This window comes from Rhizobium sp. CG4 (assembly GCF_023701965.1).
GTDB lineage: Bacteria > Pseudomonadota > Alphaproteobacteria > Rhizobiales > Rhizobiaceae > Agrobacterium.
The window spans coordinates 774,824-794,421 of the sequence record NZ_JABAEG010000002.1 but is presented as its reverse complement, the minus strand read 5'-3'; the positions used below and the strand labels follow the sequence as shown (position 1 = coordinate 794,421).

The window sequence follows — 19,598 nt, the reverse complement described above, 5'->3', positions numbered from 1 at the left end:
TTGATCAGAGCAGGGTGCCGCTGAGGATCAGCAGCGCGACACTGAAGTAGATGACCAGACCCGTGACATCGACAAGGGTTGCCACAAAGGGTGCCGAGGCGCTTGCTGGATCCAGACGCAGTTTCTGCAGGATGAATGGCAGCATGGAACCACAGATCGAACCGAAGCTGACGATGCCGACCAGTGCGGAAAATACCGTGAAGCCAACCAGCAGCCAGTGTTCGCCGTAATCGTAAAAACCTGCCTTCTGCCATACGGTCAGCCGCAGGAAACCGATTGCTCCGAGTATGGTGCCCAGCATCAGGCCGGTTGGCAGTTCACGCAGCAGAACACGCCACCAGTCGGAAAGCTTTAGCTCTCCCAGCGCCAATGCACGAATGATCAGTGACGTTGCCTGCGAACCGGAATTGCCGCCGGAGCTCATGATCAACGGAATGAACAGTGTCAGCACGACAGCCTTTTCCAGTTCACCCTCAAAATGCTGCATGGCGCTTGCTGTCAGCATTTCACCGATAAACAGCGCAGCCAGCCATCCGGCACGTTTGCGGATCATCTCTGGAAAGCCGATTTTCATATAGGGCTTTCCAAGCGCCTCCATGCCACCGAATTTCTGTGCATCTTCGGTCGTGTCGGCAATCATCGTGTCGATCACATCATCGACGGTCACAATGCCAAGAACATGTCCGTGCTCATCAACGACGGGCAGGGCCAGCAGGTTGTGCTTGCGGATCAGCTTGGCTACCAATTCCTGCGAGGCCAAGGGATCGATGAAAACAACACTTTCTGCCTGGGCGACCGACAGGATCGAGGCTTCTGGCTGACCGGTCAGCAGGCGGCGTAGTGTCACGACATTTGTCAAAACGCCGTCATGGCTCAGCACATAGATGGCGTAGACCGTTTCGCGCGAACGACCGACTGTGCGGATATGATCAAGCGTCTGCTCAACGGTCCAGTCATCAGGGACGCTGACAAACTCCGTGGTCATGATGCTGCCCGCAGTGCGGGGCGGATAGTTCATCAGATGCTGTATGGCGAGTGCCGTTGTGCGGTCCAGCCGTGAAGACAGCCGGGCGCGCTCACCGTCTTGCATTTCCTGCAAAAGGTCTGCGACACGATCGTTTGCCATGGTGTTCAGCAGGCGAACGGCAACGTCGACTGGCATCGCGTTGATGATGGCGGCGGCGTGATGCAGCTCTGGCCGAGCCAGAATGGCCACGGCTTTTGGCTGTGCCATGGTGGAAAGGGCAGATGCAGCCTGTGCCACGTCAAGCGTGTTCAGCTGGTCTACACGTTCTGCAATGGTGAGGCCTGTTGCATGGGTGCCACGAAAGAGGCGTGCAGCCTTGCTGGCTCTCTGGGAGAGGGTGTGAAAGTTCATGATTGCTCACCTTTCTATCGATCCGCCGATTGCGGCAGATCGTGGTGAGCCGACAGGAGTCAGATCAGTGCACGAACGCCGTTCTCGGCAAAGGCAATCGACTACTACTGTCGCTAGACATCTAATGATGCTCCGGTTGAAATCCGCGCGATGAAAAACAATGCGCGTAAGGCATGTGTTGCGCCTGAAACGGCCAATAGTCAAGAAGAGAATAATTACGTTTTTGCAAGGCTGCTTTGCTTTGGCACGCGTGTCGAAAAACGATGCCAAAGCAATGCGCTAAGGGTCAGTTCAGGCCGCTTTTGCGCGTTTGTCGATGGAGACGGAAATCGCAAAAACCACAAGGCCAGCGGCTGAGAGTGCAGCGCCGACATAACCGGTTGCAGCGTAGCCGTAGCCCCACGCAATCACCAGACCACCGAGCCACGCGCCAAGCGCATTGGCGATGTTGAAGGCGGAGTGATTGGAGGCGGCGGCCAGCGTCTGTGCATCCGCTGCAACGTCCATCAGGCGGGTCTGAGCAGCCGGGCCAGCTGCAAAGCTACAGCCAACAAGGAACACGCAAAGGCAAAGCATGAACCAGTTATCAGCTGTTAGCGAGAACAGTGTCATGACCAGAATGTTAAACACCAGCATGCCACCAATCGTGCCGGTCAGCGAAATATCGGCAAGGCGTGAACCGATGATGTTACCGACATTCATGCCGATGCCGAACAGCGCCAGAACGATGGAAACCGAAGCAAGAGGCATCATCGCAACATCGGTCGTTGTTTTGGAGATGTAGCTGAAAATCGAGAACATGCCGCCGAACCCGACCGAAACGATCAGCAGGGTCAGCCAGACCTGAACGCGTTTGAATGCACCAAGCTCACGTGCAATGCTGGCGCCTTCGGCGACCGTGTCGCGGGGCTGGAACAACCACACCAGGCCAACCGTCAAAAGCCCGATACCACCCACCAGCATGAAGGCTGCGCGCCAGCTCATCAACTGGCCGATAAATGTCGCCAGAGGTGTGCCAAGCAGTGTTGCAATGGTCAATCCCAGCATTACGCGCCCGACAGCTCGGGTTCGTTTGTGAACGGGTGCCATGGAGGCGGCGACCAGAGCGGCAACACCGAAATAGGCGCCATGTGGCAAACCGGTTATGAATCGCAGTGCGGTGAAGGAGGCAAAGTCCGGGGCTACGGCACTCAGGATGTTGCCGATGGTAAATAGTCCCATCAGACACAGCAGCAACGTACGACGGCTGAGGCGTGCCGACAGAACCGCAATGATCGGAGCACCGACCACAACACCCAGTGCGTAAGCGGTAATCACATATCCGGCCTGCGGAATGCTGACCCCATAGGTGCTGGCCACTTCCGGCAGCAGACCCATAATGGCGAATTCACCGGTACCGATACCAAAGCCGCCGGCAGCCAACGCAATTTCGATGAGCGCGATTGCAAGGGGCGATAACTTGGCCGCGTCACTCGCGGAACCGGATGATTGCGCACGTGTATCGTGCATGACGGACTCGGTCATGAGGAAACCTGATATGTGAACTGTATTCGGTGCGGGAGCTGCAACGGATCTGCAGGGACTGACAGCTGGTCACCAAAATGACCTGATCTGACGTTTATCATTTGATTGTGCGGTGCGGTAGAGGCTTCGCATCAAAAATGACGTCGAGTGATTTTATCTGGAACAGAAATTCAAATTATGAGTTTTCTCGCCGCGGCAACGGGCGGCCCGTCTGTGGGGAACAGAGATGAAGTTGATTGCTATATTCAACCGCGACGGCGGTACGTTCAAAACAACTGACATGACTGAATATTGCTCTCTGGTACAGACAACGTTCCGTGGCGCAGGGCATGATATTGAATGCCGCCTTGTCGAAGGCCCCAATATTGTCGAGGAAATGGAAAAGGCAGCGGCAACACCAGGGCTCGATGGCCTGATTGCCGGTGGCGGCGATGGCACCATCTCCGCTGCTGCCGGTATTGCATGGAAAAATGGCCTTGCACTCGGTGTCGTTCCCGCCGGTACCATGAACCTGTTTGCCCGTTCGCTAAAGCTGCCGCTTGATATAAGGGCGGTCGTTGACGTGCTGGCGGAAGGTAATGTGCGTGACGTGGATATTGCCAGCGTCAACGGACGCCCTTTTGTACACCAGTTTTCCGCTGGTCTGCATGCCCGCATGGTGCGTTATCGCAACAACATGGCCTTTGCCTCAAGGCTCGGCAAAATACAGGCGAGTGCCCGTGCGGCGCTGGGTGTCGTGCTCAATCCACCGGTCTTCGATGTCGAATATATGGTCGATGGCGTGACGCGCCACCGGGAGGTCTGCGCCATTTCTGTCTCCAACAATGAGTTTGGCGAACATCCCTTTCTGGTGCCGGATGATGTTGCCGGTGGTCATCTGGGTTTTTATCTGGCCGACGTCATGACGCCACCGGGCGTGGTGCGGCTGGCCTTTGATATCTTGCGAGGCAAGCTGAAGGAAAATGCTGCGGTCACCTCAATGACCACGCCGGAACTGGAGCTGCATTTTCCCAAAAGCCGCCGCGATGTGCGCTGCGTTATCGATGGCGAGTTGCTGCCGATGGAACGGGATGTGCTAATCAAGCTGCATCCCGGGGAATTGAAAGTGTTCACGTCCCCGGTTATCCAGCAGGCTGCTGCCTGACGATCATAGTCTCGGCAGGTAAGTGCGGTAATCGAAGTCCGACACCGTCTGCAGATATGTGATGGCTTCCTTGCGTTTGGTATCGGCAAACAGCTTTTGATAGGCCGCGCCAAACGTATCGGCGATAAAAGCCGACGCCGCAAAATCCTCGACGGCTGTCAGAAAATCATGGGTCAGCCTGCTCTGGGATTGTGATGCGCCGCCGGGTTCGGTTGCCGGACCGGGATCAAGATCATTTTCGATGCCGCGTAACATTCCCCCTAGAATGGCCGTCAGTAGCAGATGCGGATTGGCGTCTGCACCGGCAACCCGGTGTTCAATGCGCGCTGCCGGACCGTGCGTATCGGGGATACGAACAGAGGTACCACGATGGGCAAAGCCCCAGTCAATATCGACCGGTGCGAATGAGCCGGGCTGGAAACGCCGGTAGGAATTGGCAAAAGGTGCAAAGATCAGTTGCGCATCCCGCATGGTTTCCAACATACCGGCACAGACGGATTTCAGCCGTGTTGGCTCACCGCCTTTCGCGTCGAGTATGTTGTTTCCTTCTCCATCAAGAATGCTGATGTGGACATGCAGCCCTGATCCGGCCTGATCCGAATAGGGCTTGGCCATACATGTCGACTTCAGGCCATGGTGTTTGGCAGCCTGTTCGGCAATCCGCTTCAGATAAATGCAGTCGTCGGCGGCCGCCAATGCATCCGGCCTGTGCAGCAGGTTTACTTCAAACTGGCCAGGGCCGAATTCTGCTGTTGTTGCATCAGCGGGCAGTCCTTGTATTTTGGCCCAGGCATTCAGCGTTTGCAGATAATCGTCCATGATGTCTGTGGCGCCCATATCGTAGAGCTGCGCACCGGTCGCTTCGCCCTTGTAGGCAAGCCGGGCAGGCGGGCGCGGTTTGCCGGTTGCACGCCAGTCATCCTCAACGAGATAAAATTCAAGCTCGGTCGCGACAACCGGTGTGAGGTCAAGCTGCGCGTAACGTTCCAGCATGCGTGACAGGATGGCGCGCGGGTCCATGAAGCTTGGTCCACTATCCATGTCGTGCATGGTGGCCAACACCTGCGCTGAACCCTCTGGTGCCCAAGGCATCGGCGCCAGGCTGCGCTTGTCTGGCACACACACGCCATCAGGATCACCCAGCGTTAGCGACAGGCCAGTAAATTCGTCATTGTCATCACCCCAGATATCCAGCGACTGCGTGGAGGCGGGAAGTCGGACGGAGCTTTCCCATATTTTTTTCTCGGCTTTGAGCGGAATGCGTTTGCCTCTGAGATCACCATTCATGCCAACAAGCAGCAGCTCTATGCGTGGCTGCATTTCAACAAAATGGCTAGGGAGTACGGTTTCTCTGCGGGTCATTTTGGTATTTCGGCTTTCTCGTCTGATCGTAGAACGTGCAACGATAAGCTTAAACACACCGCCTTGCCAAACGCATTTCATAACGCCATGCTCGCTCCAGCAACATGACTGGGAAAATCGGTGGTAACTGGCATGAATGAAATGAGCAAAACCCTTTCCAATCTCGCAGCTATAGATGCTGCTCACCATCTTCATCCTTTTTCAGACATGGGTAAGCTCAACGAGGCCGGAACTCGGATTATCGAGCGTGCCGAAGGCGTTTATATCTTTGACAGCAACGGCAAAAAATATCTCGATGCCTTTGCCGGCCTGTGGTGCGTAAACATCGGTTACGGACGCAAGGAAATGGCGGAAGCGGTTTCTCGCCAGATGAACGAGTTACCCTACTACAACAGCTTTTTCGGTACCACGACCCCGCCAACCACCTTGCTCGCACAGAAGATTGCGTCCCACACCGGCGGTCACATGAACCATGTGTTCTTCACCAATTCCGGCTCGGAAGCCACCGATACCTGGTTCCGCATGGCACGTGTTTACTGGAAGGCACTGGGCCATCCACAAAAGACCAAGATCATCGCGCGCCGCAATGGTTATCACGGTTCCACCGTGGCCGGTGCCTCGCTTGGCGGCATGAAGTGGATGCACGAGCAGGGCAACCTTCCGATTGAGGGCATCGCCCATATCGGCCAGCCCTACTGGTATTCTGAAGGCGGTGATCTATCTCCCGCCGAGTTTGGCTTGAAAATGGCCAGCGAACTTGAAGCGAAGCTCGATGAGCTGGGCGAAGACAATGTCGCAGCTTTCGTTGCTGAACCCATTCAGGGCGCGGGCGGTGTTATTGTGCCGCCAGATACCTATTGGCCGGAAATTGCCCGCATCTGCAAGGCGCGCAACATTCTGCTGGTATCCGACGAGGTCATCTGCGGTTTCGGCCGGCTCGGTTCATGGTTCGGTTTCCAGCATTTCGGTTACCAACCGGACCTCGCGCCGGTCGCCAAGGGACTGTCTTCTGGCTACCTGCCGATTGGCGGTGTGTTGGTGTCGGACCGTGTGGCGGAAGTGATGATCAAAGAAGTCGGTGACTTCAATCACGGCTTTACCTATTCCGGTCATCCGACATGCGCGGCGGCTGCGTTGGAAAATATCCGCATTCTGGAAGATGAGGGTCTGGTTGAGCGCGTCAGAGACGACATTGGGCCTTATTTTACCAAGGCATGGCAGAGCCTAGCCGATCATGAAATCGTCGGTGAGGCGGTCAATGTCGGTTTGATGGGCGGTTTACAGCTTGCTGTCGATAAAACCACGCGCCAGCGTTTTGCCAAACCGGACGATGTCGGCATTGTCGTGCGCAATCACTGCCTTGAAAACGGGTTGGTCATGCGTGCCACCGGCGACCGCATGCTGGCCTCACCAGCATTGACAATCAGCCATTCGGAAGTGGACCGCATTATCGAAACACTGCGCAAGGGGCTGGACCACCTTCGCGATACCGTCAAGGAATAAGACATTCCTTCTGGCGCTTAAGGAAAACCCCGCTTCATTGAAGCGGGGTTTTGTCTTTCTGGAATTATTGGAAGGCCGTTTCATAGAAACTGCGCAGCTTGCGGGAGTGCAGTTTTTCCGGCGGCATGGCCGCCAGCTTCTGCACCGCACGAATGCCGATCTGAAGATGTTGGGCAACCTGCGTTTTATAAAATGCGGTTGCCATGCCCGGCAGTTTCAACTCGCCATGCAGCGGTTTGTCTGAAACGCACAGCAAGGTGCCGTAGGGCACACGGAAACGGAAACCATTGGCGGCAATGGTTGCCGATTCCATATCCAGTGCGATGGCGCGCGATTGCGAAAGCCGTTTGACTGGACCAGCCTGATCGCGCAGTTCCCAGTTACGATTGTCAATCGTGGCAACGGTGCCGGTCCGCATGATGCGCTTCAGCTCAAAACCTTCGTAACCGGTAACTTCGGCCACAGCTGCCTCGAGTGCAACCTGCACTTCCGCCAATGCCGGAATTGGCACCCACACTGGGATATCATCATCCAGAACATGGTCTTCGCGCACATAGGCATGGGCCAGCACATAGTCGCCGAGGCGCTGGCTGTTGCGCAGGCCAGCGCAGTGACCAACCATCAGCCATGCATGCGGACGAAGGACGGCAATATGGTCGGTAATCGTCTTGGCGTTGGATGGTCCAACCCCAATATTGACCAGCGTGATACCAGCATGCCCCTTCTTTTTCAGATGGTAGGCAGGCATCTGTGGCAACCGCGACAGGGTCATGTCGGTTTCCGGGCGGTCTGAACCGGCATGGGTGATGATGTTGCCGGGTTCGACGAACTCCGTATAACCTTCACCGCCCTTGGCCATCAGGTCGCGCGCCCAGTTGGCAAACTCATCAATGTAGAATTGGTAGTTGGTGAACAGAACGAAGTTCTGGAAATGGTTTGCGCTCGTGGCCGTATAATGACTCAGACGCGCCAGCGAATAATCGACACGCTGTGCGGTGAACGGCGCCAGCGGCGCAGGCTCGCCGGATACCTGATCATATTCACCATTGGCGATCAGGTCGTCTGTATTGTTGAGATCCGGCGTATCGAACAGATCGCGCAGCGGCACATCGGAAAGAGACGATGTGGCGGAGGCCTCGACATGGGCGCCTTCGCCAAATGCGAAATGCAGCGGAATGGGCGTGGCCGATTCCGATACTGTAATCGGAACATTGTGGTTGCGCATCAACAGCTCAAGCTGCTCTTTCAGATAATGCCTGAACAGATGCGGACGGGTGATTGTTGTGGTGTAAATGCCGGGCGAAGTGACATGGCCGTAGGACAGGCGGGAATCCGCATGGCCAAAGCTGGTCGTTTCCATGCTGACCTGCGGATAGCAGGCGCGGTAACGGCCGGTTATCGGCGCACCCGCCGCAAGTGCGGTAAACGCATCAATCAAAAATTTGGTGTTGCGTTCGTAAAGCGCGGTCAGGGCCTCGACCGCCTCTTTGTGATCTGTAAAGACCTGCGGCGCATAGGGCTCAGGGCTTATGAAAGTAAGGGCTGATATAGAAGGGATTCGTGTGCTCATGAGGCATTATAGATACGCTATTGAGACACGCAAGCGACAGCACGCAGCAATGAAGTACAACGAGACTGTTATTTTTTATCTGTGAGTGCGGCGATTTCCATGGCCTGCAAACCCTGATGTTTTAGCCTAGCGCGCCGCGCTGCAAGCTCATCAACAGAACAAAGCCTGCACCCTTGTTCATCGCGCTACGTTCATTTTCTTTCATGGCGGCCAGCCCGGCAATAGGGCCGAGAAACATGGTGGCGATGAGAGCCAGACGAACACTGCTGTAAACCGTGCTGGAGAAGGTCTTGGTCATGGTCTTTCGTCCTTCTTACAGAATGGTCGTGCAGTTGGTCTGGATGGACTGGCTGCAAGGCGTAATGGTGCCAATTTGCATACGCTGGAAATTACGGTGCGGATTGATGGCAAGTGCCGCAAACGACATCGCAAAAATGGCCATCAGCAAAGTAATGATCGTTAAACGCCGTATCAGAATTGCCATTGTCCGCTCCCCTTTGCGAATGTGATGCTATGGTTTTGCCACATTCGGTCTGAACCATTGCTGAGAGCCAAATTCATCTCGCGTTCAGAAGCATTAACAGGGCTGGGACGTGCAGATCAGCGCTGAACCATAAGCGGTGCGCGGGCAATTTTCGGGGACCTTAAGTAAGTGAGCCAGAATGGCAGGCGGTGCCATCCTGGCTCTTTCCCGTTATTGAACAGAAAACGTTCTAAAGCCTTGTCCAGGTCTGCGACTTGCACAGAACCTTTAGAACGCATCCTTTCATTTTCAGGGAATTGCCGGAAACACTGCCTGAACCACTATAGGTCTTGTCATTTGCAGGATCGGTGATTTCGCCGGAATACTCATTGCCGCTGCCGCTCATACGGCCAATCTGCTTGCCCGCATGTTTTCCAGTTTTCAGCGTTACGCAGAAAGCAGAGCCGCAAGAAGCGATCGTTGCCGTTTCACCGCTTTGGGTTTTCCAGTTTCCTTCGATATTTTCAGCCGCTAATGCCTGACCTGAAATCAGCAGTGCAGCAAGAAGTGCAATCCGTTTCATAAATCCTCCTCCGGTGTTTGACGGCCAAGCGCGCGCACGTGCCATCAACATCGTGTTCCTCCACACGAGTGGGCAATTTATAGTTTACGTTCACGTAAAAGGAAAGAAGGTTTGCTGCCGCTGACAGTGGTTTTCCACCCAGATAAACGCGGTGATTTATGCAAACGAAAAAATGGATGCTGTTTTTAAAGTTAGCAAAGGGTTGAAATCGGCCGGTAAAGTTTTCGTAAAATTTTCGCGAAATCCCTTAATTCTCAGGCATAGCCATATTTAACAAAAACTCAAATTTACCAACTGTTTGGACTTTGTTTGTCTCAAATTAATCATGCATTTTAAGCGTCCGTTGAAGCGGCTTTGGCATAGTAAGCCCATCAAACGAGCAGGGAATAACCCGCCAAACCGGAAGGATACGCAAAGCCGCAGAAGACGGCGCGATCCTTTCGGAAGCCCGGATAAGGGGCAGCACAACGACTGAACCAAAACAGGCTTTAACAGGGATAGAAAAACAATGGCACGCTTTGAAATTCGCGATATCGAAACAGCAGCAATGGGCGGTGAAGCCCGCGCCGATGTGTTCTGCAATCTGGGTCTTATCTACGCCACAGGGCGCGGATGTGACGTTGATGTGGTTGCAGCCCACAAGTGGCTGAACATTGCAGCAATCAAAGGATCCGAGCGCGCGGCAAGCCTGCGTGCCGACCTGGCCCGCAACATGAGCAAGGCCGACCTGGCTGCGGCACTGCGTGCTGCACGTGAATGGATGACCATTCACTAATTGATCAGGCCAGAAAGGCCAAAACGAGATACCCAAGGGAGGGTAGAACGAAGATAACTCGCAAGAGGAACGCGGCGGGGAATTGGGGACGGACTGACAACACGCAAATGCTGAAGGGCAAATCCATTTGCGAAAATGTTGCAGAAAACCGAAGCTTGCGCTGACACATCAAACCGCGACTGGCAGGAACAAGGCCAGCGCGGTTTTTTCTTGTTCAATGTTGCGTATGGAGCTGGCCGTATCAGGCCAGCTTTTCCAGCACTTTCGGCAGTGCTTCTTCGAAGAGATCAAGCGACGATTGAATGCCAGCGCTGACGCGAATGCAGCGGTTAAGCGGTGCAACTCCCGGCATGCGGATGAACACGCCGTGTTCCATCAGGCCATCAACGATAGCCTTGGCATAAACGCCGTCGCGACCACAATCGATGGTGACAAAATTGGTGGCGGAGGCCAGCGGCGAGAGGCCATTGGCCTTGGCAATTGCCGAGATACGCGTGCGAGCCTCGTCGATCTTCTGTACGACCTCATGCAGATAGGCCTGGTCGTTCAGCGCGGCCAGTGCTGCGGCGACGGAAACCCGTGCCATGCCGAAGTGGTTGCGAATCTTGTCAAATGCCTGCACGTTTCCAAATGTGCCGATCGCATAACCGACCCGGGCACCTGCCAGGCCATAGGCCTTTGAAAACGTGCGCATTCTCAAGATATTGGGCAGGCCGATAAGTGCGTTGACGTCGGGCGTTGCGCCCTTGGGCGCGGTTTCACAATAGGCTTCATCTAGAATGAGAAGACAATTGTCCGGCAAGGACTTCGCGAAATTCTCGACTTCGTTTGCGTTCCACCAGCTGCCCATCGGGTTATCTGGGTTGGCGAAGTAGACCAGCGGTGCGTTTTCACGCTTCACGGTATCAAGCAGACCATTTAGATCTTCGCGGTCATCCACATAAGGTGTTGTGACCAGGCGTCCGCCAAAACCATTGACGTGGTAATTGAAGGTTGGGTACCCGCCAAATGACGTGACGACAGGGGTGCCGGGCTCAACGATAAGCCGGGCAATTTCACCCAACATACCATCCACGCCGCTGCCGACCGCAATATTGTCTCGCGATACGCCATGGTGGATGGCCAGTGCTTCCTTCAGTTCAAAATTTTCCGGGTCGGCATACATCCACGTTTCGGTTGCCGCATTGCGCATGGCGTCAAGAACAGACGGCGCCGGGCCGAAGCTGCTTTCATTTGCTCCGATACGGGCTTTGACGGCCAAGTGGCGATTACGCTCTATGGCTTCAGGTCCAACGAAGGGAACGGTTGATGGCAGGCTGGCGGCGAGGGGCGTAAAGCGGGAAAATGCGGACATTACAGACTATTCCGGTATCGATTTGAAATCGACGACACAATAGGTTGAAAACCATCCCGTGCAAGCCAAGTTTTTGCTGAAACTGTACGGACGCCAATGACTTTTGCGTCATGCGACGCCGCACAAATTTGCTCAAAATGCAAAAAGCGAAGGTCATCAGGAATGACCTCCGCCTTGATCTTTTCAATGTGTCTGCACTTACAGGCTGGCGTCGAAACTCAGTCTCTGCACGTGGTGCAGGAATTCAGGATCGATCAGCATATTGAAACCGATAACCGCTTTTTCTTCTTCGCGGCGGATCAGGGTGCAGCCAATTTCATCACGAATTCCGAGCAATTCGAGGAAGAAGTTATTGGGAATTTCCACCTCAGGGCTGACTTCGAGTTCAGCGCCGTAGAGTGAAATCGTCTTGACCAGGCAACGTACACTGTCCTTGGTGCTCAGGTGGCGGCCAAGTACCACGATCTTGCCGGGGCGGTCGATCGTGAACTTCTCGTACATCTCATCCTGAGGAACCGACTGCCGTGGATCAATTGTTACGTTCAATGGCATGACAACCTCCCATGATTGCCCATTATTTATATATGAAGGTACGCCTCAAGCATTGCTCCAAGCTTAATCGAATTTCTAAAATACAAAACAATGTGCATGATTTTGCCACACAACGACGCTCAGAATTGCTTCTGCGCAGTTGTTCTGTGTGGTTGGCTCCACGGGAGTTGACGCAAGCCGTACGCAGCGTTACGCCTTTGTCATGTAAACAAGCATGCGATTGTGTTGAGGCGAATCGTGATGTGGGGGAGTTGGTGTTGTGAGTGGCAGATTGGTCATTGTGGGGGCAGGGCAGGCGGCCTTCGCACTTGCTTCTAAACTGAGAGGGTTAAAGGATGATCGGCCCATCACAATCCTCGGCTCAGAAGATGTCCTGCCTTACCAACGTCCACCCTTATCCAAGAAATATCTTCTCGGTGACATGACCTTCGATCGGCTGCTATTTCGCCCTGAGCATTGGTACGCCGACCATAATGTTGAAATCAGAACGTCGGCGTGGGTTGAGGAAATCGACCGCACTGCAAAGACCGTTCGTCTGCAGGATGGCAGCACCGTAGTTTATGAAACACTGGTTTTGGCAACCGGGGCCGAACCGCGCAGTCTGCCACCTGGCATCGGTGGTGATTTGCAAGGCATTTTTACGGTTCGCGACAAGCGCGACGCGGATCGCCTGATGAAAGAGATGCGTCCCGGCCGCCGCCTGCTGATTGTTGGAGGCGGTTACATCGGACTTGAGGCTGCGGCTGTTGCCCGCCATCTCGGCCTTGACGTCACATTGATTGAAATGGCGGATCGTATCCTTCAACGCGTTGCGGCGCGTGAAACTGCCGATGCCATCAGGGGAATCCACGTCTCGCATGGTGTTTCCATCAGGGAAAAAACCGGTTTGGTTCGTCTGAATGGCGACAACGGTCACGTGAAAACCGCGGAACTGTCAGACGGTTCTGTCATTGATGTGGATTTTGTGATTGCCGGTATCGGCGTGACGCCCAATGACCGCCTGGCGCGCGAAGCCGGGCTGGATGTCGCCAATGGCGTGGTTGTGGATGCCTTTACCCGCACATCGGACAGTTCAATTCATGCATTGGGCGATTGCGCAGTCTTGCCTTGGCAGGGCACGCAGATCCGGCTTGAATCCGTACAGAACGCAGTCGAGCAGGCGGAAGCCGCTGCTATCGTCTTGACCGGTGAGGATCGTCCCTATGATCCTAAACCGTGGTTCTGGTCCGATCAGTATGATGTAAAGCTTCAGATCGCCGGATTTAATGCTGGTTATGACGAAACTCTGGTGCGTGCCGGCACACGCGAGGGAAGTCTTTCCATTTGGTATTTCCGCCAGGGTCTGTTCGTCGCCGTCGATGCGATCAATGATGCCAAAGCCTATGTCACCGGTAAAAAGATGCTCGAAAGCGGCATCAATCCGGACCGTATGATTCTTGCCGATACCTCAGCTGATCTCAAGCAGCTTCTTGTTTAAAGGAAAGTGCATGCCCGTCTCTGAAAATCGTTTCAAAACAGCCATTAAATCCGGAAAACCACAGATCGGTCTGTGGCTGGACATGGGTGAGGCAATCGCTGCCGAGATTGCCGGAACCTCAGGATTTGACTGGCTTGTCATTGATGGTGAGCACGGTCCGAATGACCTGCGCAGCATTATCGAACAGTTAAGGGCGCTCTCCAGTTCTCCAGCAGAGCCCGTCGTACGTGTTCCCGTCGGTGACACCTGGATCATCAAGCAGATGCTCGACGCGGGCGCTCGTACACTTCTCGTGCCGATGGTGGATTCGGCCGAACAGGCGAGAGAGCTAGTGCGTGCAATTCATTACCCCCCGCACGGCATTCGTGGGGTGGGAGCGGCGGTTGCGCGTGCATCAGCGTTCAACACGATTGATGACTACGCTGAAACGGCGGCTGAAGGTCTGTGTCTGCTGGTGCAGGTTGAAACCCGCGCAGCGATTGCCGATCTCGATAATATCCTCGCTGTTGAAGGTGTCGACGGTGTGTTCATCGGTCCGGCTGACCTTGCGGCTGATCTTGGATATCTTGGTCGGATGGACGCACCGGAAGTGCAAGAGGTGATTGAAAACGCCATCACCAAGATTGTTTCAGCAGGTAAGGCCGCTGGAATCCTGACCTTCAATGAGACCTTCAACCGTCGTTACCTTGAACTCGGCGCGACTTTTGTTGCTGTTGGCGCGGATGTGTTCGAGTTTGCTACTGCGCTTAGGAACCTGTCTGCTCGCTATAAGGTGGGCTCTTCATCGACCAATAGCCCGGCCAAGGGATATTGAAGGACGAGGCGGAGTATCAACATACTCCGTCGTGTGGCCCCGATAGTGGTTTCCGCTTCAGTCATCGTTGCTGGCGTTCAGTTTTTCCGGTGGAATGCCCTGATCGCCAGAATGCAAATAGCCCTCATTTAACAGCCAGTTGCGCAGGATCTGCCGTATAGCGTCATCTCGCTGCATCTGCCTCGATGTCGCAAAGGACATCAATGCTTCCTCGAGTTCTGGCTCGAATACTTTCGTTCTGTCCATTTGCATGATTACTATTCCTCCCCGCTTTCAAAATGCCAACGACAAAAAGGGGCGGTAAACGCCCCTTTGAGATAGTGTCTTGCTGTCTTACGGCAGACGCCAGCGCGATGGAGGCTGGTTCGAGCTGCTGTTGGCGATAAAATAGCCAAGCGCAAATCCGATAACGCCAACCGTCGTCAAAAGCGACGTCGCAGTGCCAGGGTTTTCCTTGACGGCTTCGACGACATTGTAGCCTTGTTCACGTACGTTATGGGCTGCTTTGCGCACCCGACTGCTGGCATCGTCAACGACTTCAGCAGCGCTTTCCGAAAAACTTCCGGCTCTTGCCGACACTGACTTAGTCAGTGAATCAATCTGCGACCGCAGTTCTGCAATCTGCGTTTCAATCGTGTCTTCCACGACATTGAGTTTGGTTTGTGCCATTACCAATCACCTCATATGGTTACGGGTAAAGAACGGCCTGAACTAACATTTGGTTCCAATGTCGGGTCGTATTTTGGTTTGAAATGAAAGCATTCGACCTGCCGCGCGCCAACGCGGGCAGGGCAGGTCGAATATATCTGGCGCATACAGCCTCGAAACTACGAGGCATGATTTATTTGACGTGCCGTTCCAACACGGGCAGGCACATATCGAGATCGTGTGACGCCAGATGTGCGTAACGCATTGTCATCTGTAGTGTCTGATGACCGAGCCACATTTGCACACGCCTGATATCAATGCCGCCCTGAACAAGCCGCGACGCGCATGTATGTCGCAAGATGTGCGGAACTACATCGTCATCACTTCCAAGCCCGACCGTGTGGCGAGCCGCGTGCCAGCTTGTCCGGAACCGTTGCTGATCAATGCCAGCAAACGGACCTTTTCCGCGCTTCTCAGATGCAAAAACCGCATCATAGGCACGTGCGGTCAACGGTACTGATCGGCTACGGCCGGATTTGGTCACCCAGAATGTTGCACGTCTTTCGACGATATCACCCCATTGCAGCCCAAGACCCTCTCCAAGACGTGCGCCGGTATCGACGAGAAAAATACAAAGTCGTTGATAGACGTCTGATTCTTTACCTATGGCCTCAAAAAGGCGCCGCTCTTCTTCATGATCAAGAAAGCGAATACGTCCGGCCTTTTCCTTCTCTCGCCGGAATTCCGGCAAGCTGTGGATATCCCCCATTTTATGCGCCTTGCGCAGCAACTTTCGGAGTGCAGCCATCTTTCTGTTGATGGTGGCATTGCTGTTGCCGCGATTACGCAGCTTGCCAATCAGGCTATCCAGCATATCCTGAGAAAACACAGTAAATAACGGATTTTCTAAAATTTCATGCAATTCGCCAATGAAATTATTGACGTTGTATTTATGGCTTCCCGGCTGCCACAAAATGTCGCCGTAGCGTTCGAGCAAGCCCTTTAATGAAATTTCTCTGACCAGCTTTGCTGCTGTCGTTAAATTATACCGATATGGAAAATCATAGGACCCGTAGTCCCTCAAAATTCCCGTATCGTCGCCCACGCATAATTGCTGCATCTAGTATGCTCCTTTGCCCCCTTTCCGCCATTGATCATGGCCGGTTAAAATTTCATAAAATGCAAACTATCGTTGCATCTTAGAATGTTTCAATTTCTATGTGTCCGCGAGAAAAACGGACCCATAAAGCGGCCGACATAATACCCGTGTCCCCAAGCATATCGGCCTCTGTGAGCGAAGATGAATAATCCGTAATAAAAAATTCACCACGCTTATGAATTGAGCAGCCCTAATGCTCAAAATGAAGAAGCCCGGCATTTCTGCCGGGCTTCACTGACATCAGTCAGATTAGAACGAACGGGTCAGGCGAACCCAACCAGAAACGTTGTCGTCTTCGTTGTCTACGTCAACGTAGTCAACAGTCGCGCCGACCTTCAGGCCCTTAGCGAGCTGGTATTCAGCCAGAAGGCCAACGCCCCAAGCGTCTACGTTGTCCTGCGTGCTCCAGTAAGAAGCAGAAGGAGTGATCGTCAGCTTGTCTGTAGCCTTGAGAGCGTAGGAAGCTGCAACAGTCCACTCGTAGTCGTTGCTAACGTATACAGTTGTGCCGGAAGCCCAACCAACAGCAACGTTCAGTTCGCCTGGGCCAACTGGAGCAACGAGAGTTGCGTACAAAGCGCCTTCTTCGGTTTCGAGGTCGTAAACGCCGCGCAGAGCGAGGTTCGACGCACCGAAGTCAACCTGTGCGTAGCCCTCAAGGCCAAGCTCAGAACCAGGAACAGCAGAGTATTCGCCGGACAGGTCGTCTACACCGAGACCGATGCGGAACGAGCCAGCATCGTACAGGTAGCTGATGGTGTTGAAGTTGGAGGCGTCAGCAAAATCGTCGAGTTCGCCGTTGATGCCGGTGTCATCCCACCATGTCAGAGCCTTACCAGCCTTCAGGCCGCCTACAGTGATGTAAGCCTGCTCGAGCGCTACGCTGGAGTTGCCGATGTTTGCAGCCGAAGTATTACCTGTGCGGTAGTTGCCTTCGAGACGGATGTAGGTGCCGATTGTGCCGAGCTCGGAGTCGGTCTTCGTGTCGAAAAATACGCGACCACGAGTAGCGGAGTACCAGTCGCTAGTGCCCTGCGAACCAACGTCTTCACCGAAACCAACGGTGAAACGAACTTCGCCACCGATGCGCAGGCAGGTTTCAGTGCCTGGGATGTAGAAGTAGCCAGCGCCGAAAGCGTCGCAAACGCGAACGTATTCCAGGGGCTCTGGCTCAGCAGCGACGATAGCGTCAGCGGCCTGTGCGCCAGAAACTGCTGCGAGTGCTGCAGCGGAGCCGATGAGAAGGCTCTTGATGTTCATATTGACCTCCAGTCAAGTTTCACAAGGGTCTGGGTTCTTAGCTGAAGGACAGCATTCCCTGCCCCATTCCCGTCGATTTAAGAAACGGACGATCCACCGCCGCGCTTCCTGATGTTGAAAATACAAAACGAACCCGCGCATGCAATCACCATCTTCACGTAAACGCACTTTCCTGTGTTGCTTCATCCCACGCTGTTGCGCAAAGGACACAAAACACGGTGCCGACAGTGGAAAAGGTTTACAACTTCTTAATAAAAACCTTTTGAATCCGTCACTTAACGAGACGACATTTCGAGGTTTCGTATTCTTTCAGCACAATTTCAAGGGATTTTAGGGCTAAAAGCCTGGTGTTTTCGGCTGGCGGGCCGTCTTGGGCAGGTTATCGCATGCAGCTGGTTCACCCGTCCCAACAGCTGTCCCATCACGAAATTTGGAGAATCGTCCACGATTCTGTTGCTGAAGTGTTGGGTGATTCTTTTCAGAATCCCTCCTACAAACGCGCCATCCTATATATGGCGCGTGCATGAGGCGTCTCCCTGTGAAGAAAGCGCAGTGTTTTTCGTTGATAATGATAAAAGGCCTTGCATTCAAAAAAGTTACGCAATAATCAGGCCGCACCGGAGAGGTGGCCGAGTGGTCGAAGGCGCTCCCCTGCTAAGGGAGTATACGTCAAAAGCGTATCGTGGGTTCGAATCCCATCCTCTCCGCCATCATTTTGATTTCCCAAAATAATTCCCCCTCATTAAACGCGATGCGACTTCGCATTCATCTCCTGTTTTTCTTCGGGCACATTTCTCTCGCTGAAATCTCCAAGCAAAGAACTCTGCAAAAACCGGCGTTTTTCTGCAATTTTTGGTGATTTTTGACACCTCTAGTCAAACTTGACTGGAGGTCAATATGAACATCAAGAGCCTTCTCATCGGCTCCGCTGCAGCACTCGCAGCAGTTTCTGGCGCACAGGCCGCTGACGCTATCGTCGCTGCTGAGCCAGAGCCCCTGGAATACGTTCGCGTTTGCGACGCTTTCGGCGCTGGCTACTTCTACATCCCAGGCACTGAAACCTGCCTGCGCATCGGTGGTGAAGTTCGTTTCACCGTTGGTTTCGGTGAAGACGTTGGTGCAGACGAAACTAGCGACTGGTACTCCGCTACTCGTGGCCGCGTATTCTTCGACACGAAGTCTGACTCCGAACTCGGCACCATCGGCACCTACATCCGTCTGCAGGGCAACTACAGCTCTGAAGGTGGCGTTCCTTCCTCTGGCGTTTCGCTCGAGCAGGCTTACATCACTGTTGGCGGCCTGAAGGCTGGTAAGGCTCTCACATGGTGGGATGACATCGGTATCAACGGCGAACTCGACGCTTTCGATAACGCAACCAACTTCAACACTGTTAGCTACCTGTACGACGCTGGCGCGTTCCGCATCGGTCTCGGTGTAGACGACATCTCCAACGTTTGGGTTGGCGCTCCTGGCAACGAAATCGGCTTCCAGGCTTATGCCCAGGTTGACTTCGGCGCTTCGAACCTCGCTCTGCGCGGCGTTTACGACACTGAAGCTGAAGAAGGCGCATTGTACGCAACTCTCGTTGCTCCAATCGGCCCAGGCGAACTGAACATCGGCGCTGGTTGGTCTTCTGGCGTTAACGCCTACGTTGGTTCTTACCGCGACCTCGGCCTCACTTCTGGCTGGTCTTACGAGTGGACTGTTTCCGCCTCTTACGCCCTCAAGGCTACAGACAAGCTGACGATCACTCCATCGGCTGCTTACTGGGAAACCGAAAACAACGACGACATCTGGGGCGTTGGCTTGCTGGCTGAATACCAGCTCGCAACTGGCCTGAAGGTCGGCGCGACTGTCGACTACAAGGACTCCGACCTGCTCGGCGACAACACTTCTGGTTGGGTTCGTCTGACCCGTTCGTTCTAATCTGACGTTAAGTCAATTAGTGAAAGCCCGGCAGCAATGCCGGGCTTTTATGTTTTGGAAGATATTTCGTTCGTAAAGTTTAGGTCGTCGGTATGCCTATGGCAGT

At 54.1% G+C, this 19,598-nt stretch carries 19 protein-coding genes and 1 tRNA gene; 7 read left to right on the top strand and 13 right to left on the bottom strand.

The genetic code is table 11. The annotated features are described in order from the left end of the window. Positions 1-4: 4 nt before the first annotated feature. Both mgtE and HGO37_RS08995 read right to left on the bottom strand, forming a co-directional pair. Positions 5-1,378 carry a magnesium transporter gene (mgtE, locus tag HGO37_RS09000; protein WP_250983011.1) on the bottom strand — a complete coding sequence of 458 codons (1,374 nt, stop codon included), beginning with the start codon at positions 1,376-1,378 and terminating at the stop codon, positions 5-7. A 291-nt stretch (positions 1,379-1,669) separates the two neighbouring features. After that, positions 1,670-2,902, bottom strand: coding sequence for an MFS transporter (locus HGO37_RS08995; RefSeq protein ID WP_409515523.1), 1,233 nt, complete (start codon positions 2,900-2,902; stop codon positions 1,670-1,672). A gap of 226 nt (positions 2,903-3,128) precedes the next feature. On the opposite strand from HGO37_RS08995, the gene HGO37_RS08990 reads away from it, so the two are divergent. Beyond that, positions 3,129-4,046 (top strand): diacylglycerol/lipid kinase family protein, encoded by a 918-nt coding sequence (locus HGO37_RS08990; protein ID WP_250983010.1) that lies wholly within the window; start codon positions 3,129-3,131, stop codon positions 4,044-4,046. Positions 4,047-4,049: 3 nt separating this feature from the next. Here the strand turns inward: HGO37_RS08990 and HGO37_RS08985 are convergent, their stop codons facing one another. Then, positions 4,050-5,408 carry a glutamine synthetase family protein gene (locus HGO37_RS08985; protein WP_250983009.1) on the bottom strand — a complete coding sequence of 453 codons (1,359 nt, stop codon included), beginning with the start codon at positions 5,406-5,408 and terminating at the stop codon, positions 4,050-4,052. A 132-nt stretch (positions 5,409-5,540) separates the two neighbouring features. Between HGO37_RS08985 and HGO37_RS08980 the strand changes: the two genes are divergently transcribed. After that, entirely contained in the window at positions 5,541-6,911 is a 1,371-nt protein-coding gene (locus tag HGO37_RS08980) for an aspartate aminotransferase family protein (protein ID WP_250983008.1), read from the top strand. 64 nt (positions 6,912-6,975) lie between these two features. Here HGO37_RS08980 and amn read toward each other — a convergent pair whose 3' ends face one another. The 4 genes from amn to HGO37_RS08960 all read right to left on the bottom strand — a co-directional run bounded on the left by amn (position 6,976) and on the right by HGO37_RS08960 (position 9,527). Then, positions 6,976-8,481: an AMP nucleosidase gene (amn, locus tag HGO37_RS08975; RefSeq protein ID WP_192487360.1), complete on the bottom strand. Its 1,506-nt coding sequence runs from the start codon at positions 8,479-8,481 to the stop codon at positions 6,976-6,978. Between the two features lie 121 nt (positions 8,482-8,602). Further along, the gene (locus HGO37_RS08970; RefSeq protein ID WP_250983007.1) at positions 8,603-8,779 is read right to left on the bottom strand and encodes a hypothetical protein; all 177 of its coding nucleotides are present in this window, start codon (positions 8,777-8,779) and stop codon (positions 8,603-8,605) included. 15 nt (positions 8,780-8,794) lie between these two features. Beyond that, positions 8,795-8,965 carry a hypothetical protein gene (locus tag HGO37_RS08965; RefSeq protein ID WP_250983006.1) on the bottom strand — a complete coding sequence of 57 codons (171 nt, stop codon included), beginning with the start codon at positions 8,963-8,965 and terminating at the stop codon, positions 8,795-8,797. A 229-nt stretch (positions 8,966-9,194) separates the two neighbouring features. Beyond that, entirely contained in the window at positions 9,195-9,527 is a 333-nt protein-coding gene (locus HGO37_RS08960) for a DUF2147 domain-containing protein (protein ID WP_250983005.1), read from the bottom strand. A gap of 508 nt (positions 9,528-10,035) precedes the next feature. Between HGO37_RS08960 and HGO37_RS08955 the strand changes: the two genes are divergently transcribed. Then, positions 10,036-10,302: an SEL1-like repeat protein gene (locus tag HGO37_RS08955; RefSeq protein WP_192487364.1), complete on the top strand. Its 267-nt coding sequence runs from the start codon at positions 10,036-10,038 to the stop codon at positions 10,300-10,302. Between the two features lie 241 nt (positions 10,303-10,543). Here HGO37_RS08955 and HGO37_RS08950 read toward each other — a convergent pair whose 3' ends face one another. Both HGO37_RS08950 and HGO37_RS08945 read right to left on the bottom strand, forming a co-directional pair. Next, complete coding sequence (locus HGO37_RS08950; RefSeq protein ID WP_250983004.1) at positions 10,544-11,656, bottom strand: pyridoxal phosphate-dependent aminotransferase; 1,113 nt, start codon at positions 11,654-11,656, stop codon at positions 10,544-10,546. A gap of 198 nt (positions 11,657-11,854) precedes the next feature. Continuing rightward, positions 11,855-12,208 (bottom strand): hypothetical protein, encoded by a 354-nt coding sequence (locus HGO37_RS08945; RefSeq protein ID WP_250983003.1) that lies wholly within the window; start codon positions 12,206-12,208, stop codon positions 11,855-11,857. Between the two features lie 259 nt (positions 12,209-12,467). Here HGO37_RS08945 and HGO37_RS08940 point away from each other — a divergent pair, with 259 nt between their 5' ends. Next, positions 12,468-13,685, top strand: coding sequence for an NAD(P)/FAD-dependent oxidoreductase (locus HGO37_RS08940; protein WP_250983002.1), 1,218 nt, complete (start codon positions 12,468-12,470; stop codon positions 13,683-13,685). 10 nt (positions 13,686-13,695) lie between these two features. Continuing rightward, positions 13,696-14,499 (top strand): aldolase/citrate lyase family protein, encoded by an 804-nt coding sequence (locus tag HGO37_RS08935; protein WP_250983001.1) that lies wholly within the window; start codon positions 13,696-13,698, stop codon positions 14,497-14,499. 57 nt (positions 14,500-14,556) lie between these two features. Here HGO37_RS08935 and HGO37_RS08930 read toward each other — a convergent pair whose 3' ends face one another. The 4 genes from HGO37_RS08930 to HGO37_RS08915 form a co-directional block, all read right to left on the bottom strand. Continuing rightward, a complete protein-coding gene (locus HGO37_RS08930) occupies positions 14,557-14,751 on the bottom strand; it encodes a hypothetical protein (RefSeq protein WP_250983000.1) in 195 nt (64 codons plus the stop codon). 81 nt (positions 14,752-14,832) lie between these two features. Continuing rightward, entirely contained in the window at positions 14,833-15,168 is a 336-nt protein-coding gene (locus HGO37_RS08925) for a hypothetical protein (protein WP_192487368.1), read from the bottom strand. Between the two features lie 172 nt (positions 15,169-15,340). Further along, positions 15,341-16,267, bottom strand: a complete 927-nt coding sequence (locus tag HGO37_RS08920) for a tyrosine-type recombinase/integrase (RefSeq protein ID WP_250982999.1) — start codon at positions 16,265-16,267, stop codon at positions 15,341-15,343. A gap of 288 nt (positions 16,268-16,555) precedes the next feature. Continuing rightward, positions 16,556-17,566: a porin gene (locus tag HGO37_RS08915; RefSeq protein WP_250982998.1), complete on the bottom strand. Its 1,011-nt coding sequence runs from the start codon at positions 17,564-17,566 to the stop codon at positions 16,556-16,558. A gap of 619 nt (positions 17,567-18,185) precedes the next feature. Between HGO37_RS08915 and HGO37_RS08910 the strand changes: the two genes are divergently transcribed. Both HGO37_RS08910 and HGO37_RS08905 read left to right on the top strand, forming a co-directional pair. After that, positions 18,186-18,276: transfer RNA gene (locus HGO37_RS08910), tRNA-Ser, on the top strand. A 187-nt stretch (positions 18,277-18,463) separates the two neighbouring features. Then, positions 18,464-19,492, top strand: a complete 1,029-nt coding sequence (locus HGO37_RS08905) for a porin (protein ID WP_250982997.1) — start codon at positions 18,464-18,466, stop codon at positions 19,490-19,492. Positions 19,493-19,598 lie beyond the last annotated feature (106 nt).